The following is a 14,012-nucleotide window of genomic DNA, read 5'->3' on the forward strand; positions in this document are numbered from 1 at the left end:
GTACTTGCCGCCGGGCGCCGGGAAGGCGGGCGCGGCCGAGGGGGCGTAGGCCTGGGCGCTCGCCGGCACGGCGCCGGGGGCGCCGGCGCGCCATTTCGGGGTCGCGCCGCCGCGCGGGGCGATGTCGAGGGGCTGGCCTGTGGAGTTCGTGGTCTCGACCGCGTCGTCCTCGTCGGCCGACGCCACGAGGGTGCGGGTCGCGGCGGGCCGCTCGGCGACGACCGCGGGGCGGGGCCGCTCGGCCACCTCGATCACCGGCGCCGAGGTGCGGGCGCCCGCATAGGCCACCGGCAGGTTGGCCTGGACGAGCTTCGCCATGATGTTGTCGCGGCTGGCGCCCGACTTGCCGCCGAGCACCACCGCCACGATGTGGCGGTCGCTCGTGCGGGCCGAGGTCATCAGGTTGAAGCCCGAATCGCGGGTGTAGCCGGTCTTGATGCCGTCCACGCCCTCGATGCGGCCGAGCAGGTGGTTGTGGTTGCCGATCACCCGGCCCTTGAAGGCGAAGGAGCGGGTCTGGAAGTAGCGGTAGTATTTCGGGAACCGGTCCTGGATCGCACGCGCCAGGATCGTCAGGTCGCGCGCGGTGGTGATCTGGTCGGAGTCGGGCAGGCCGGAGGCGTTGGCGTAGTGCGTGCGGCTCATGCCGAGCGAATGCGCCTTGCGGGTCATCATCTCGGCGAAGGCGGGCTCGGAGCCCGCGATGTTCTCGCCGATGGCGCAGGCGATGTCGTTGGCCGACTTCGTCACCAGCGCCTTGATGGCCTCCTCGACCGTCACGGTCGAGCCCGGGCGCACGCCGAGCTTGGAGGGCGGCATCCGGGCGGCGTTGGCCGAGACCGTCAGCGGCGTGTCGAGGTCCATCTTGCCGCGCTCGAGCTGCTCGAACAGCAGGTAGAGCGTCATCACCTTGGTGATCGAGGCCGGATGGCGCAGGGCATCCTCGTTGACCGCGTGCATCACGCGGCCGGTCTTGGCATCCACCACCATGGCGGCGTAGGGCGGATTGTAGCCCCCTCCCCCGCCGTGGTGGGCCCGCCGACGCGCCTCGGCGGGCGAGGCGGTGAGGGCCGTCAGCACCGCCGCGGCGGCGAGCACGGCCGGCAGCGCGGGTCCAGATTGGCCGTGAACGCAACGCATCACGCACATACCCCGTTCGATTGCAGAGGGCGCCCGCGCCCCGGAGGGCGGCACCCTGGACCGACGGCGCCCTGCGAGACGGCGTGGCGCGGCGGCATCACTGTCAATCAGGCTAGGGAGGCGCGGTTACGCCCCGGTTAATTCGACTCGAATTGTCTCGATTGTGCGACGCACAACGACCCTTGACGAATTTTGTGCGGTGCACATATTGCGGTCGGCGGGGCGCGACGCGCGGGCGTCCCCGTCGAGCCCGACCGCCGCGCGAGAGGGGGCACCCGTCCGGGTGCCACGCGACACCATGAACCAGCAGTATATGGGCCAGCAGGCCGAGGCCGCCCAGAAGCTCGGCAAGGACGGCATGGACGCGATGCTGCGCAGCTTCGGCTCGCTGTCGAAGGCCAGCCAGGCGATCGCCGTCGAGGCGACCGACTTCGCCAAGCAGTCCTTCGAGCTCGGCACCGCCACCATGGAGAAGCTCGCCGGCGTCCGCTCGCTCGACAAGGCGCTCGAGATCCAGACCGAGTACATGAAGACCTCGTACGAGCGTCTCGTGGCCCAGTCCACCAAGATGACCGAGCTGTACCAGAACCTCGCCAAGGAGATGGCGAAGCCGTTCGAGGGCATGGTCGCCAAGGCCCAGGACCAGGCCTCGAAGGCCCAGGACCGCGCCTTCGCGGTGGCCAAGGACGGCTTCAACAAGATCGAGGACGAGGCCAAGCAGGCCGCGTAAGCAGGCCGCACATCCCGCGAGGGCGCCGGCCGGACGGCCGCCCCCGCGCGGGATCGCCGAGAGATCGTCGAGAGACCGCGACCGGCACGGGCCCCCCGTGCCGGTCGCGCGCGTTTCATGACCGTCGCACGACCCCCGTGCGACCCCTGCACGACAAGAGAGCGCAGCCGACTGGCGAAGCGCCGACTCGGCCTATAGATTAGGCTCGGCACCGGCAGCCGACATGATAGGCTGCCAGCCGGCAGGTCGTCCGCGGCCCTCGTCTCGCGGGGGCCAGCGCGTCCTGGCGCGGTCGCCAGAGCGAGGTCGGTACGATTCAGATGGCTCAGGTCCCGAGGCAGGGAGAACCCTCCACCAGGCCGGTCGCGGCCAACCCCCGGGCTCCCGGCAACGGCGACGGGCGATCGGGCACCGCCGTGATCACGCGGACGAAGCCGCGCACCAAGCGGCCCAACCTCTACCGCGTGCTGCTCCTCAACGACGACTACACCCCGATGGAATTCGTGGTCCACGTGGTCGAGCGCTTCTTCAACAAGTCGCGCGAGGACGCGACCCGCATCATGCTGCACGTCCACCAGAACGGCGTCGGCGAGTGCGGCATCTTCACCTACGAGGTCGCCGAGACCAAGGTGACGCAGGTCATGGACTTTGCGCGCAAGCATCAACATCCTCTGCAATGCGTCATGGAAAAGAAGTAGGCGCCAGCCGAGACGGACACCGACCGAGACGGATACTCATCAAGACAGGCACCAGCAAAGAGGCCCGCTTTGCCCAGCTTCTCACGCAGCCTTGAACAAGCTCTTCACCGCGCCCTGGCGCTGGCGGGCGAGCGCCGACACGAATACGCCACGCTCGAGCACCTCCTGCTCGCCCTGGTCGACGACCAGGACGCGGCCGCGGTCATGCGGGCCTGCAACGTCGACGTCGATCTCCTGAAGCGCAACCTCGTCGAGTACATCGACACCGAGCTTGCCAACCTCACGGGCGACGGGCGCCAGGACGCCAAGCCGACGGCCGGCTTCCAGCGGGTGATCCAGCGCGCGGTGATCCACGTCCAGTCCTCGGGCCGCGAGGAGGTCACCGGCGCCAACGTGCTGGTGGCGATCTTCGCCGAGCGCGAGAGCCACGCCGCCTACTTCCTGCAAGAGCAGGACATGACCCGCTACGACGCGGTCAACTACATCAGCCACGGCATCGCAAAGCGCCCCGGCCTGTCCGAGGGCAAGCCGGTGCGCGGCGCCGACGAGGAGGGTCAGACGGAACGTCCGAGCGGGGCCGAGGACGAGCGCGGCGGCCAGAAGAAGAAGGGCGACGCCCTCGACGCCTACTGCGTCAACCTCAACAAGAAAGCCCGCGAGGGCAAGATCGACCCGCTGATCGGCCGCGAGACCGAGGTCCAGCGCACGGTCCAGATCCTCTGCCGCCGGCAGAAGAACAACCCGCTGCTCGTCGGCGATCCCGGCGTCGGCAAGACCGCGATCGCCGAGGGCCTGGCCCGCAAGATCATCCAGCACGAGGTGCCGGAGGTTCTGGCCGACGCCACCGTGTTCTCCCTCGACATGGGCACGCTGCTCGCCGGCACCCGCTACCGCGGCGACTTCGAGGAGCGCCTCAAGCAGGTGATGAAGGAGATCGAGGCGCACCCGAACGCCGTCCTGTTCATCGACGAGATCCACACGGTGATCGGCGCCGGTGCGACCTCGGGCGGCGCGATGGACGCCTCGAACCTCCTGAAGCCCGCCCTCGCCTCCGGAGCCCTGCGCTGCATCGGCTCGACCACCTACAAGGAGTACCGCCAGTACTTCGAGAAGGACCGGGCGCTCGTGCGCCGCTTCCAGAAGATCGACGTCAACGAGCCGTCGATCCCGGACGCGATCGAGATCCTGAAGGGCCTGCGCCCGTCCTTCGAGGAGTTCCACAAGCTCAAGTACACGACCGAGGCCGTGAAGGCGGCGGTCGAGCTGTCGGCGCGCTACATCAACGACCGCAAGCTGCCGGACAAGGCGATCGACGTGATCGACGAGACCGGCGCCTCGCAGATGCTGGTGCCCGAAGGCCGCCGCAAGCGCACGATCGGCGTGAAGGAGATCGAGGCGACCATCGCCACGATGGCCCGCATTCCCCCGAAGACCGTCTCGAAGGACGACGCGGAGGTGCTCGCCCACCTCACCGACAACCTGAAGCGGGTGGTCTACGGCCAGGACGCGGCCATCGACGCGCTGACCGCCTCGATCAAGCTCGCCCGCGCCGGCCTGCGCGATCCCGACAAGCCGATCGGCGCCTACCTGTTCGCCGGCCCGACAGGCGTCGGCAAGACGGAAGCCGCCAAGCAGCTCGCCTCGAGCCTCGGCGTCGAGATGCTGCGCTTCGACATGTCGGAATACATGGAGCGGCACACCGTCTCGCGGCTGATCGGCGCCCCTCCGGGCTATGTCGGCTTCGATCAGGGCGGCCTGCTCACCGACGGCATCGACCAGCATCCGCACTGCGTGCTGCTGCTCGACGAGATCGAGAAGGCCCACCCGGACCTGTTCAACATCCTGTTGCAGGTGATGGACCACGGCAAGCTCACCGACCATAACGGCAAGCAGGTCGACTTCCGCAACGTCATCATCATCATGACGACGAATGCGGGCGCGGCCGACCTCGCCAAGGCGGCGTTCGGCTTCACGCAGAACAAGCGCACCGGAGACGACCAGGAGGCAATCAACCGCCTGTTCGCCCCGGAATTCCGCAACCGCCTCGACGCGACCGTGTCGTTCGGCCATCTGCCGAAGCAGGTGGTGGCCAAGGTCGTCGACAAGTTCGTGCTCCAGCTCGAGGCGCAGCTCGCAGACCGCAACGTCACGATCGAGCTCTCCGACGAGGCGCGGGACTGGCTGGTCGAGAACGGCTACGACGAGGCCATGGGCGCCCGCCCGATGGCCCGCCTGATCCAGTCGACCATCAAGACCCCGCTCGCCGACGAGGTGCTGTTCGGCAAGCTCAAGGACGGCGGCGCCGTCCGGGTGATCGTCAAGCGGCCCGACGGCGAGAAGCCGAGCCTCGGCTTCGTCTTCCCGGCCGGCCCGGTGATGCCGCGTCCCGAGAAGGACGTGACGAACGCGACGAAGAAGGCCGACAAGGGCGGCCCGGCCAAGAAGCCGCGGCGCCCCCGCGCGGCCTCGAAGAAGCCGAAGGACGGCGGCTCGGGCGACGGCGGCGGCGGCATCCGCACGGTGCCGAAAGTGCCGCTGGTCCGGGCCTGACCGGCACGGGAAGACATGGCCGGGATCGGGGACGGCCCCCTCGATCCCGGCCCGCCTCCCGTGTATGAGGCACAACCAGAGACGCACGCATCCCGGCGGGGCCCTCCCCGCCGGGATGTTCGTTTGAGGCCCTGGCCGCGTCCCGCGCGGGTTCGCAGGGCGAATGGATCCGCGGGCTCCGCGCCCGCGCAAGGAAACGTGAGACGGTTCCCATGAGCGGAGATCTCAACGAGGGCCCCCTCGCCCCGGCCGCGACGGTGACCCCGCCCTCCCCGAAGGTGACGCGACGCGAACGCCGCCGCCAGCGCCGCCGCCGGCGCAAGATCGGCGAGGAGATCCTGGGCTGGATCCTGGTGCCGGTGATCGTGCTGTGCTGCTACTGGGCGATCAACGCGGGCTTCACCTTCTTCGGTACCACGCCGAGCGCGGTGTTCGATCAGCTCAAGCAGGTGAAGACGGCGCTGGAGAAGCGCGAGTCGCGCTAGAGCATTTTCCGACGAAGTGGAAACCGATTCGTCGCAGAAAATGCACCAAAACAAAGACTTAGAGAGCTTCGCGATTGCAACGCGATCGTGAAGTGCTCCAGAGCATCGTCCAACGAAGTGGATGCCAGCTCGCCGCAGAAAATGCGGAGAATTCAAAGACCGACGGAACGTCACGATTGCTAGGCGATCGCGACGTTCCCTAGAGCCGCGCGCGATCGCGCCGCGGCCGGGGGCCGATCTCGACCTTCGCGTTTACGGCGAAGAGGCGCCGGCCGGCGGCGTCAGCCCAGGCCCGCCAGCACCTCGGCCCGAAGCGCCTCGGGCACCGCGATCAGCTCGCCGTGGATCGGCTCGCGCCGGTTGTAGACGGGCGCGCGGCCGTCGAGGCCGACCACCGTGCCGCCGGCCTCGCGCAGGATCAGGTCGGCGCCGGCGAGGTCCCAGTCGCGGGCGTCCGACGAGACCAGCCCGACATCGACCAGCCCCTCGGCCACCCGCACCAGCCGCAGGGCGAGCGAGGGGATGCGGGGCAGGCGCACGAGCTCGCCCGGCGTGCCGCCGAGTCCGAGCCGGCGCTCGATCCGGTCGGCCATCGGCTTCGGCCCGGTGACCCGGGCGCCCGCCGCCGTGGCGTGGGCCGAGACCCGGATCGGCACGCCGTCCTTCGTCGCCCCCTGCCCGGCCACCGCCTCGTAGAGGGTCGCGGTCACCGGCGCGGCGACGTGGCCGAGGATCGGCTCGCCCCGGGCGAGGAGCGCCACGGCGATCGACCAGTCGGGATCGCCCGACAGGAAGGCGCGGGTGCCGTCGATCGGGTCGACGATCCAGACGAGATCGTGGGCGAGGCGCACCGGATCGTCCCGGGTCTCCTCCGAGAGCCAGGCGGCACCGGGCAGGAGCTCGCTCAGGCGCACCTTCAGGAAGGCGTCCACGGTGACGTCGGCTTCCGTGACCGGCGAGCCGCCGGACTTGTTCCAGACCCGGGCGGTGGTGCGCTCGCCCTGGCGGAAGAACGGCAGCGCCAGGAGCGCGGCCTCGCGGATGATCGCCCGGACCTTCGGCAGGAAGTCCTCGGGCACGAGCCCCTCGGGCAGGATCGCGCGCACGTCGTCGGGGAGAGGCATGGTCGGCCGCGAAGGTTCGAGGGGGAGCGCCCGGCTTCCCCCGCGATGCGTGGGGCGGACGTCGGTCCCTCCGTTGTAGGCCCCGCCACCGGACGCCACAAGGACGCCGCCGCCCGCCACCGGGTGCGGGGAAGCCGCACCGTCGTTTCGCGCGCGCGCGAGCATCGCTCGACCTTGTGCAAGGCGTGAACGATAAATGAATCCCGTCCGGACAAGGATCTATTGAGCATTCGACGCATCCGGCTCGCGACAACCATCGCTTAACGCTGCCTTTTAAGGCGTTCTGAGCCGGCGGGGGTGCAATCTCCTCTCAACGGCGGACGACACGACAGAGGTCGCCGCCTCACGCGGACAGGGCGTCGAGCAGAACCATGGTCACCAGATTCCCCTCTTCGAACCGTCGCTCCTCCGGCAGCCAGGCCGTCCGCCGCGACGTCGAGCTCCCGGTCATCCACCGCGGCCCGGTCCAGGCCGAGGCCTCGGCCCTCCCGATCGTCGGCGGCGTGCCCGGCGGCTCGGTCGCCGGCAGCCTCGCCCTGTGCCTCGACGGGGATGCCAGCGACGCCGCCGGCGAGGACCGCTTCGCCGTCCTGCTGCTCGACCGCGACGGCGACCCGGTGATGCGGCTCGGCCTCTACGGCGACGACGAGGTGGTGGCGGTGTGGCGGCGCCTCGGCGCCGAGACCGGCCTGCCGATGGTGGTGATCCAGGAGGACGGCGCCGTCTCGAGCATGGGCCAGCAGGTCGGCCGGCTGAAGCTCGGCGCGGTGCGCATCCGCCGCCGGCACGGCCTGCTCGCGCACCGCCGGCCCCGCTTCCTCACCCGCCGCAAGACCGCCCGGCTGCCGCTACGCCCCCTGGTCTATCGCGACGAGGCCCTGATGACCGACGGCGGCAGCCTTTGACCCTGCCTCCGGAGGATCCCTTCCGGAGACGGGATCGCCAGCCCGCGCGACGCTCGAGCGAAGCCGGTTTCCGCGTCGCGAAGCGACCGGTCGGAAACCGAACGAGCCGCCGCTCCGTCGCCCGCGCTACATCAGGCCTTGCCAGATCGCGTCGAGGGTGAGGCCGCAGAACAGGATCAGACCCGCATCGCGGTTCGAGCGAAACAGCCGCAGGGCCTCCGCCCCGTCGCGCGGATCGAGCCGCCCGACCTGCCAGGCGAGGTGGCCGGCGAAGAGTGCGAGACCGGCAAGCCCGATCGGCCCGGCCCCGGCCCCGGACAGGGCGAGGCCGATGCACAGGACGCAGGCGAGGAAGCAGCCCGCCACGGCGAGCCGCACCTGGGAGCCGAAGAAGCGGGCCGAGGACTTGATGCCGGCGATCTCGTCGTCCTCGATGTCCTGCACCGCGTAGATCGTGTCGTAGCCGATGACCCAGGCGATCGCGCCGGCATAGAGCCAGTAGGCCGGGGCCTCGAGGCGCCCGACCAGGGCGACCCAGCCCATCAGCGCGCCCCAGGCGAAGGCGAGGCCGAGCACCGCCTGCGGCACCGGCATCACCCGCTTCATGAACGGATAGATCGCGACGGGCGCGAGCGAGGCGATGCCGACGAGGATCGCCGTCCTGTTGAATTGCAGCAGCACCGCGAGGCCGACGAGCGCCTGCACCACCAAAAAGGCCAGGGCGTGCCGCACGCGGATGCGTCCGGAGGGCAGCGGCCGCAGGCGGGTGCGCTCGACGCGGGCGTCGAGGTCGCGGTCGGCGATGTCGTTGTAGGTCGAACCCGCGCCCCGCATGGCGACGGCACCGACGAGGAACAGGGCGAGGTGCCACAGGCTCGGGCCGGGCCGTCCCGTCGCGATGGCCGCGAGCGCCGCCGACCACCAGCACGGCAGCAGCAGGAGCCACCAGCCGATCGGCCGCTCGATGCGGGCGAGGCGCAGGTAGGGGCGCACGGCCTCGGGGGCGTGCCGGTCGACCCAGTGCCCCGTCACCGCATCGGCGACGGGACGATCGGGGGCGGTCGTCATGCCGACGGGCGCCGCACCGGTCCGTGCACGAACGTCACAGCGCGCCCTGCGGCACCCGGAAGCTGCCGGTCAGGCCGGGACCGCCGAGAAGGCCGCCACCGCCGCCGCCCTGCTGCTGCTGGGCCGCCATGGCGCGGGCCTTCTTCTCCATCGCCGCCTGCTGCACGGCGGCCTGGCAGACCTTGGTCTTCAGGGTCGAGACCCGGCTGTGATCGGCCTTGAAGCCCTCGACGAACGAATCGGGGATCGAGCACCAGTCCTTATTGGCGCTGATCCACTTCAGGCCCTCGGTGCCGTTGGCCTGGAGCTTGCTGAACAGGGTGCAGGCGGCCGCCGCAGTGATCTTGGCCTTCTTGCCCTGCGAGGCGGCGTTGACCTTGCCGACGATGTCCTTGCGCTCGGTCAGGGTCTTCTGGATCGACGTGCAGTCGGCCCCTTGGGCGAGAGCCGCCCCGCCGAGCAGCGTCGCGCCGAGCAGGCTTCCGGCCAGCGCCGCCACGGTCACACGCATGCAGGTCATCTCCACCCCCTCAAAAAATCCATCCCCGAGGCCCCGGCTTGCCGGGATTGCCGCCGAACGTCGTTCGCCGGTCCGGCGTGTCGCCCCTCGGGCATACGTAAGAAATCCCTGCCGCTCCCGGCCTCGGACAGGTTTCTGCACAGGAATGTGGCGCCTTCGTGCGGCGAAGCCCGGTTCGTTCCGTAGCCCGACGCGGTTGCTGGCGAATGTTGCGGCACAGCCACAGGCGGGGCGATTGACAGCCGCCCCCCGCCTCGGCGAGCACGGGGCCATGGCGGCCTACGATTTCAACGCTCCCCGGCTCTTCCTCGACATCCCGATGAGGGAGGGCGCCCGGCACACCCTCGACCGGGCGCAGGCGAACTACCTGCTCTCGGTGCTGCGCCGCGCCGCGGGCGAGCCGGTGCTGGTCTTCAACGGCCGCGACGGCGAGTGGCGGGCCGAGATCGAGCCCACCGGCCGCAAGGCGGCGGACCTGGTGCTGCGGGCGCAGACCCGGCCGCAGACCCCGCCGGGCGACCTGCACTACCTGTTCGCCCCGCTCAAGGCCGCCCGCCTCGACTACGTCGCCCAGAAGGCGGTGGAGATGGGTGCGAGCCTGATCCAGCCGGTGGTGACGCGGCGCACGCAGGGCGACCGGATCAAGCTCGACAAGCTGCACGCCAACGCGATCGAGGCGGCCGAGCAATGCGGCATCCTGGCCCTGCCGGAGATCCGCGAGGCCGCGCCGCTGGCCGAGGCCGTGGCCGGCCTGGCGCCGGAGCGTCTGCTGGTGTTCTGCGACGAGGACGCGCCGCTCGCCGATCCCGTCGCGGCGTTGCAGCAGGCGGCCGGGACCCGCCCCGGGAACGCTCCCTTGCCGCTCGCCGTCGTGATCGGACCCGAGGGGGGGTTCACGCCGGAGGAGCGCGCCCTGATCGGAGATCGCCGGAACACGGTGCGCCTCTCCCTGGGCCCGCGGATCCTGCGCGCCGACACCGCCGCCGTGGCGGTGCTCGCCCTGGTCCAGGCCGTGCTCGGCGACGGCCGGCCCGGGGACTGATCCGCTCCCGCGGCGCCGGGCCCGGACTCGCGCCGCCCGCCACACCCTGATAACGGAGCCGCCCCCGCGGCCGAGGCCGATTCGCGGCCGCTCGGCCGCCGGCGCGCCGCGGCCCGCTGTTGCCGGAGATCCTGCTGATGCGAGCGGAATTCGACGTCTGCCTCGAGGAGGAGGTGTTCATCAACGATGCGGGCAAGCGCGACGCCGCCCGGGCCCGCACCCGCGACTTCCTCGCCGCCTGCCGGGCCGCCTCCCCGCTGGTGCGCACCGAGCTGATGGAGCCGCAGCTGGTCTGGGCGATCGCGCCGGTCGCCGACCTTGCCGAGGCGCGCCGGGCGCTGACAGACCTGCGCGGCAACCTCGGGGCCCTCGCCTCCGCCCGCGGCCTCGCCCTGATGGCGTCCGGTACCCACCCCCTCGCCCTGTGGAGCCGGGTGCGCCCGCGCGACCAGGCCGCGGGCGGCCGGGTGCTGCGCGACCTCCAGATGATCGGCAGCCGCACCGTCGTCTGCGGCCTCAGCGTCGGGGTCGGGGTGCCGGAGGGGGTATCGCGGATCGACCTGATGAACCGGGTTCAGCCGTTCCTGCCGCTGCTGCTCGCGCTCTCGACCTCGTCGCCGTTCTGGCAGGCGCAGCGCACCGGGCTCCTCGGCTATCGGCTGGCCGCCGCGCGGGAGCTGCCCCGCAGCGGCCTGCCGCCGCTGTTTCGCGGCGAGGACGATTACGCCCGCTATCTCGACACGGTGGTGGCGGCGGGCGCCATCGACGATCCGCGCCACGTTTGGTGGGTGGTCTGCCCCTCCCCGGCAGGTCCGCGCCTCGACCTGCGCATCGCCGACAGTTGCACCCGTCTCGACGACGCGCTCGCCATCGCGGCCCTCTACCGCTGCCTGGTGCGTCACCTCGCCCGGCATCCGGACCTCCACCGCGATCTCACCGGCGCCTCGCAGGCGATCACGGCGGAGAATTGCTGGCGGGCGCAGCGCTACGGCATCCACGGCAGCTTCGTCTGCGAGGCGACCCGGACGGCGCGGCCGGTGGCGACGGTGCTCGCCGAGACGCTCGCCCTCGTCGCCGAGGATGCCCGTGCGCTCGGCTGCGCGGCGGAGCTCGACCTCGCCCGCTGGATCGTCGCCCGCGGCACCAGCGCCGACCGCCAGCTCGCGCTCTTCACCGAGGCGCACGGCCGCGGCCTGCCGCCCCGCGAGGCGCTGGCGGAGGTGGTCGACTGGCTCACCGCCGAGACCGTGGGGGCGAACCCGACGCGGCATTGAGGCGCGGCCTAAACGATCTGCACCTCACCGCCCGACCGTGCACTCGATCTGGCCGTGCGGCTCGTCGGTCGCGATGAAGACCTGGTTCGGGTTGTCGAGGCCGAAAGGCGTCAGGTTCGCCAGAAGGTAGTGCTTGTTCGGGCAGGCGAGCGTGACGGTGGCGATCTCCGGCACCGCCGCCAGGGCCGCCGTCCCCATGCGGTAGAGGCTGTCCTGGAGGCTGTGGCTGTAGCTGCCGGCGAAGACCCGCATCAGCGCGTCGAGGATGCGGGCGTTGGCGGCCTCGTAGTCGGCGGGCTCGCCGCTCCAGGCCCAGGACGCCTCCATGCTGGTCGCGGCGATGCGATCGTGGGTCTCGGGGATCGTGGTGTAGGGGTCCTTCACGTAGTTGGCCCAGCCGGATTCCGTGCTCTTCAGGAAGGTGAAGCCCGACAGGCCGGATTCCACCACCGCGCCGCTGCGCGACAGTTCCACCCGGGCGAAGGGCTGGCCGTTGCCGTCCAGCGTGAAGGCGTGGGGATGGGCCGCGCCGTCGACCGTCAGGCGAGCCCAGCGGGTCTCGTGGCCGGTGACGGTGGCGGTTTCCATCTGCGGGTAGCTGTCGAGCAGGCGTTGCGCCACCGCGCGGCAGAACGCCTCCGTCGCGAGCGCCGGATTCTCGCGGGCGACGATGTAGACCACGTTCTTGATCGTGTCGGTCGAGACGGTGGCGCTGTTGTCGGCCTGCGTGAAGGTGCGATCGAACGCCCCGGTCAGCATCGCCTGCACGGTCAGCTCGCGCACCGCGTGCCGGTCGCCGTCGCGATGGACGCGCATCACCCGCACCCGGCCCTTGCCGTAGGTCTTGTGCAGCAGGGTCATGGTTTCCTCTCTCGAATCAGACGTGCTCGACGGCGGCCGCCGCCGCGGAGGCCTCCCGGTCCGCCCGCTCGGCGCTGCCGACGCCGTTGAAGAAGGCGTTGAGCACGACCGCGACGATCGAAGCGAGCAGGATGCCCGATTCGAGCAGCGGGTGCAGCGCGTGCGGCAGGTTGCGGAAGAAGGTCGGCGCCACGAGGGGGATCAGGCCGAAGCCGACCGCGATCGCCACCACGAACTGGTTCCCCGGCTGCCCGCGGAAGTCGACGCCCCCGAGGATGCGGGCGCCGGTCGCCGCCACCATGCCGAACATCACGAGGCCGGCACCGCCGAGCACCACCTGGGGCACCGCCTCGACGAGGGCGGCCAGCTTCGGCAGCAGGCCGAGCGCCAGCATCACGACCCCGCCCGCCACGGTGACGAAGCGCGAGCGCACCCCCGTGACCCCGACGAGGCCGACATTCTGCGAGAACGACGTGTACGGGAAGGTGTTGAACACCCCGCCCACCAGCGTGCCGAGCCCGTCGGCCCGCAGGCCGCGGGCGAGGTCGGCCCGGGTCACCGGCCGGCCGGTGATCTCGCCGAGCGCCAGGAACATCCCGGTCGATTCGATCATCACCACGATCATCACGACGCACATCGTGGCGACCGGCACGAGGTGGAAGTGCGGCCAGCCGAAATGAAACGGCAGCACCGGGGCGAACCAGGCCGCCGCCGCGACCTTCTCGAAGTGCATGAGCCCGAGGCAGGCCGCCAGCACCGAGCCGGCGACAATGCCGGCGAGCACCGCGACGTTGGCGAGGAAGCCGCGGCCCCAGCGGATGAGGGCGAGGATCGTCAGCAGAACTAGGAGGGCGATGCCGAGGCCGCCGGCCTGCGCGTAGTTCGGGTTCGGGAAGGCGACCGGCACGCCGTCGACGATCCTCGTGATCGTCGGCTGGCCGCCGCCGGCCCAGTTGATACCGACCCGCATCAGCGAGATGCCGATGACCAGGATGATGGTGCCGGTGACGACCGGCGGAAACAGCGGCAGCAGGCGACTGACATAGGGAGCCACCAGGAGGCCGAACAGGCCGGCGGCGATGACCGAGCCGTAGATGCCGAGGAGCCCGACCCCCGGGGTCGCCGCCATCGACAGCATCGGGCCGACCGACGCGAAGGTCACCCCCATCATCACCGGCAGGCGGATGCCGACGCCCGGGAACCCCGCCGACTGGATCAGGGTCGCGAGGCCGCAGGCGAACAGGTCGGCGCTGATCAGGAAGGCGACGTCCTCGGGCGGAAGACCGAGCGCGCGGCCGACGATCAGCGGCACCGCCACCGCGCCGGCATACATGACGAGCACGTGCTGCAGCGCCAGGGGCAGCAGGCGGGCCGGCGGCAGCCTCTCCTCGACGGCGTCGGCGGGCTCGACTGGCATGGGGCGTGTCTCGTCTGTGGCGGGCGGATCGACGCGGACGGATCGACTGCGGCCCCCTTGCGGAAAGACCGTGCCCTCATCATCGCGCATCCCTGCCGGCCCGCAAGCGGCGTGCCAGGGAAGCCTACGGGCGATGCCGGGGCGCACGCGAGGGACCGGGTTGCGCAGGGGACCGCCTGGGTATTTGTTCACCATTCC

12 protein-coding genes and 1 pseudogene are annotated in these 14,012 nt (G+C 71.0%); 7 read left to right on the forward strand and 6 right to left on the reverse strand.

Going from position 1 to position 14,012, the window contains the following annotated elements:
* Positions 1-1,140, reverse strand: a 1,140-nt coding sequence (locus HPY23_RS01205; RefSeq protein WP_200649538.1) for a D-alanyl-D-alanine carboxypeptidase family protein, incomplete at its 3' end; no start/stop codon positions are given.
* 313 nt (positions 1,141-1,453) lie between these two features.
* Between HPY23_RS01205 and HPY23_RS01210 the strand changes: the two are divergent.
* The 4 genes and pseudogenes from HPY23_RS01210 to HPY23_RS01225 form a co-directional block, all read left to right on the forward strand.
* Positions 1,454-1,780: pseudogene (locus HPY23_RS01210) on the forward strand (phasin family protein); the annotation flags it as partial.
* Positions 1,781-2,190: 410 nt separating this feature from the next.
* On the forward strand, positions 2,191-2,568 hold the full coding sequence (gene clpS / locus HPY23_RS01215) for an ATP-dependent Clp protease adapter ClpS (protein WP_048433572.1): 378 nt from the start codon (positions 2,191-2,193) through the stop codon (positions 2,566-2,568).
* A gap of 69 nt (positions 2,569-2,637) precedes the next feature.
* Positions 2,638-5,118, forward strand: a complete 2,481-nt coding sequence (gene clpA / locus HPY23_RS01220; protein ID WP_091887890.1) for an ATP-dependent Clp protease ATP-binding subunit ClpA — start codon at positions 2,638-2,640, stop codon at positions 5,116-5,118.
* A gap of 212 nt (positions 5,119-5,330) precedes the next feature.
* On the forward strand, positions 5,331-5,603 hold the full coding sequence (locus HPY23_RS01225) for a hypothetical protein (RefSeq protein WP_060849905.1): 273 nt from the start codon (positions 5,331-5,333) through the stop codon (positions 5,601-5,603).
* 281 nt (positions 5,604-5,884) lie between these two features.
* Here the strand turns inward: HPY23_RS01225 and HPY23_RS01230 are convergent, their stop codons facing one another.
* Positions 5,885-6,727 carry an inositol monophosphatase family protein gene (locus HPY23_RS01230; RefSeq protein WP_091887892.1) on the reverse strand — a complete coding sequence of 281 codons (843 nt, stop codon included), beginning with the start codon at positions 6,725-6,727 and terminating at the stop codon, positions 5,885-5,887.
* 371 nt (positions 6,728-7,098) lie between these two features.
* Here HPY23_RS01230 and HPY23_RS01235 point away from each other — a divergent pair, with 371 nt between their 5' ends.
* Entirely contained in the window at positions 7,099-7,632 is a 534-nt protein-coding gene (locus tag HPY23_RS01235; RefSeq protein ID WP_091887894.1) for a DUF6101 family protein, read from the forward strand.
* 126 nt (positions 7,633-7,758) lie between these two features.
* Here HPY23_RS01235 and ubiA read toward each other — a convergent pair whose 3' ends face one another.
* A complete protein-coding gene (gene ubiA, locus HPY23_RS01240; protein ID WP_060849903.1) occupies positions 7,759-8,700 on the reverse strand; it encodes a 4-hydroxybenzoate octaprenyltransferase in 942 nt (313 codons plus the stop codon).
* Between the two features lie 34 nt (positions 8,701-8,734).
* Positions 8,735-9,211, reverse strand: a complete 477-nt coding sequence (locus HPY23_RS01245; RefSeq protein ID WP_060850830.1) for a hypothetical protein — start codon at positions 9,209-9,211, stop codon at positions 8,735-8,737.
* A 280-nt stretch (positions 9,212-9,491) separates the two neighbouring features.
* Here HPY23_RS01245 and HPY23_RS01250 point away from each other — a divergent pair, with 280 nt between their 5' ends.
* Positions 9,492-10,262 carry a 16S rRNA (uracil(1498)-N(3))-methyltransferase gene (locus HPY23_RS01250; protein WP_091887896.1) on the forward strand — a complete coding sequence of 257 codons (771 nt, stop codon included), beginning with the start codon at positions 9,492-9,494 and terminating at the stop codon, positions 10,260-10,262.
* 137 nt (positions 10,263-10,399) lie between these two features.
* Positions 10,400-11,536: a YbdK family carboxylate-amine ligase gene (locus HPY23_RS01255; protein WP_060849901.1), complete on the forward strand. Its 1,137-nt coding sequence runs from the start codon at positions 10,400-10,402 to the stop codon at positions 11,534-11,536.
* Positions 11,537-11,560: 24 nt separating this feature from the next.
* Here the strand turns inward: HPY23_RS01255 and pucL are convergent, their stop codons facing one another.
* Together pucL and HPY23_RS01265 are read right to left on the reverse strand one after the other, a co-directional pair.
* Entirely contained in the window at positions 11,561-12,397 is an 837-nt protein-coding gene (pucL, locus tag HPY23_RS01260; protein ID WP_091887898.1) for a factor-independent urate hydroxylase, read from the reverse strand.
* Positions 12,398-12,413: 16 nt separating this feature from the next.
* Complete coding sequence (locus HPY23_RS01265; RefSeq protein WP_091887900.1) at positions 12,414-13,814, reverse strand: nucleobase:cation symporter-2 family protein; 1,401 nt, start codon at positions 13,812-13,814, stop codon at positions 12,414-12,416.
* Between the last annotated feature and the right edge of the window lie 198 nt (positions 13,815-14,012).

The sequence above is a fragment of the Methylobacterium ajmalii genome, from assembly GCF_016613415.1.
GTDB lineage: Bacteria > Pseudomonadota > Alphaproteobacteria > Rhizobiales > Beijerinckiaceae > Methylobacterium > Methylobacterium ajmalii.

Coding starts and splice junctions, on each gene's coding strand:
- clpS (WP_048433572.1), top strand. CDS start 2,191: ATGGCTCAGGTCCCGAGGCAGGGAGAACCCTCCACCAGGCCGGTCGCG.
- HPY23_RS01225 (WP_060849905.1), top strand. CDS start 5,331: ATGAGCGGAGATCTCAACGAGGGCCCCCTCGCCCCGGCCGCGACGGTG.
- HPY23_RS01230 (WP_091887892.1), bottom strand. CDS start 6,727: ATGCCTCTCCCCGACGACGTGCGCGCGATCCTGCCCGAGGGGCTCGTG.
- HPY23_RS01235 (WP_091887894.1), top strand. CDS start 7,099: ATGGTCACCAGATTCCCCTCTTCGAACCGTCGCTCCTCCGGCAGCCAG.
- ubiA (WP_060849903.1), bottom strand. CDS start 8,700: ATGACGACCGCCCCCGATCGTCCCGTCGCCGATGCGGTGACGGGGCAC.
- HPY23_RS01245 (WP_060850830.1), bottom strand. CDS start 9,211: ATGCGTGTGACCGTGGCGGCGCTGGCCGGAAGCCTGCTCGGCGCGACG.
- HPY23_RS01250 (WP_091887896.1), top strand. CDS start 9,492: ATGGCGGCCTACGATTTCAACGCTCCCCGGCTCTTCCTCGACATCCCG.
- HPY23_RS01255 (WP_060849901.1), top strand. CDS start 10,400: ATGCGAGCGGAATTCGACGTCTGCCTCGAGGAGGAGGTGTTCATCAAC.
- pucL (WP_091887898.1), bottom strand. CDS start 12,397: ATGACCCTGCTGCACAAGACCTACGGCAAGGGCCGGGTGCGGGTGATG.
- HPY23_RS01265 (WP_091887900.1), bottom strand. CDS start 13,814: ATGCCAGTCGAGCCCGCCGACGCCGTCGAGGAGAGGCTGCCGCCGGCC.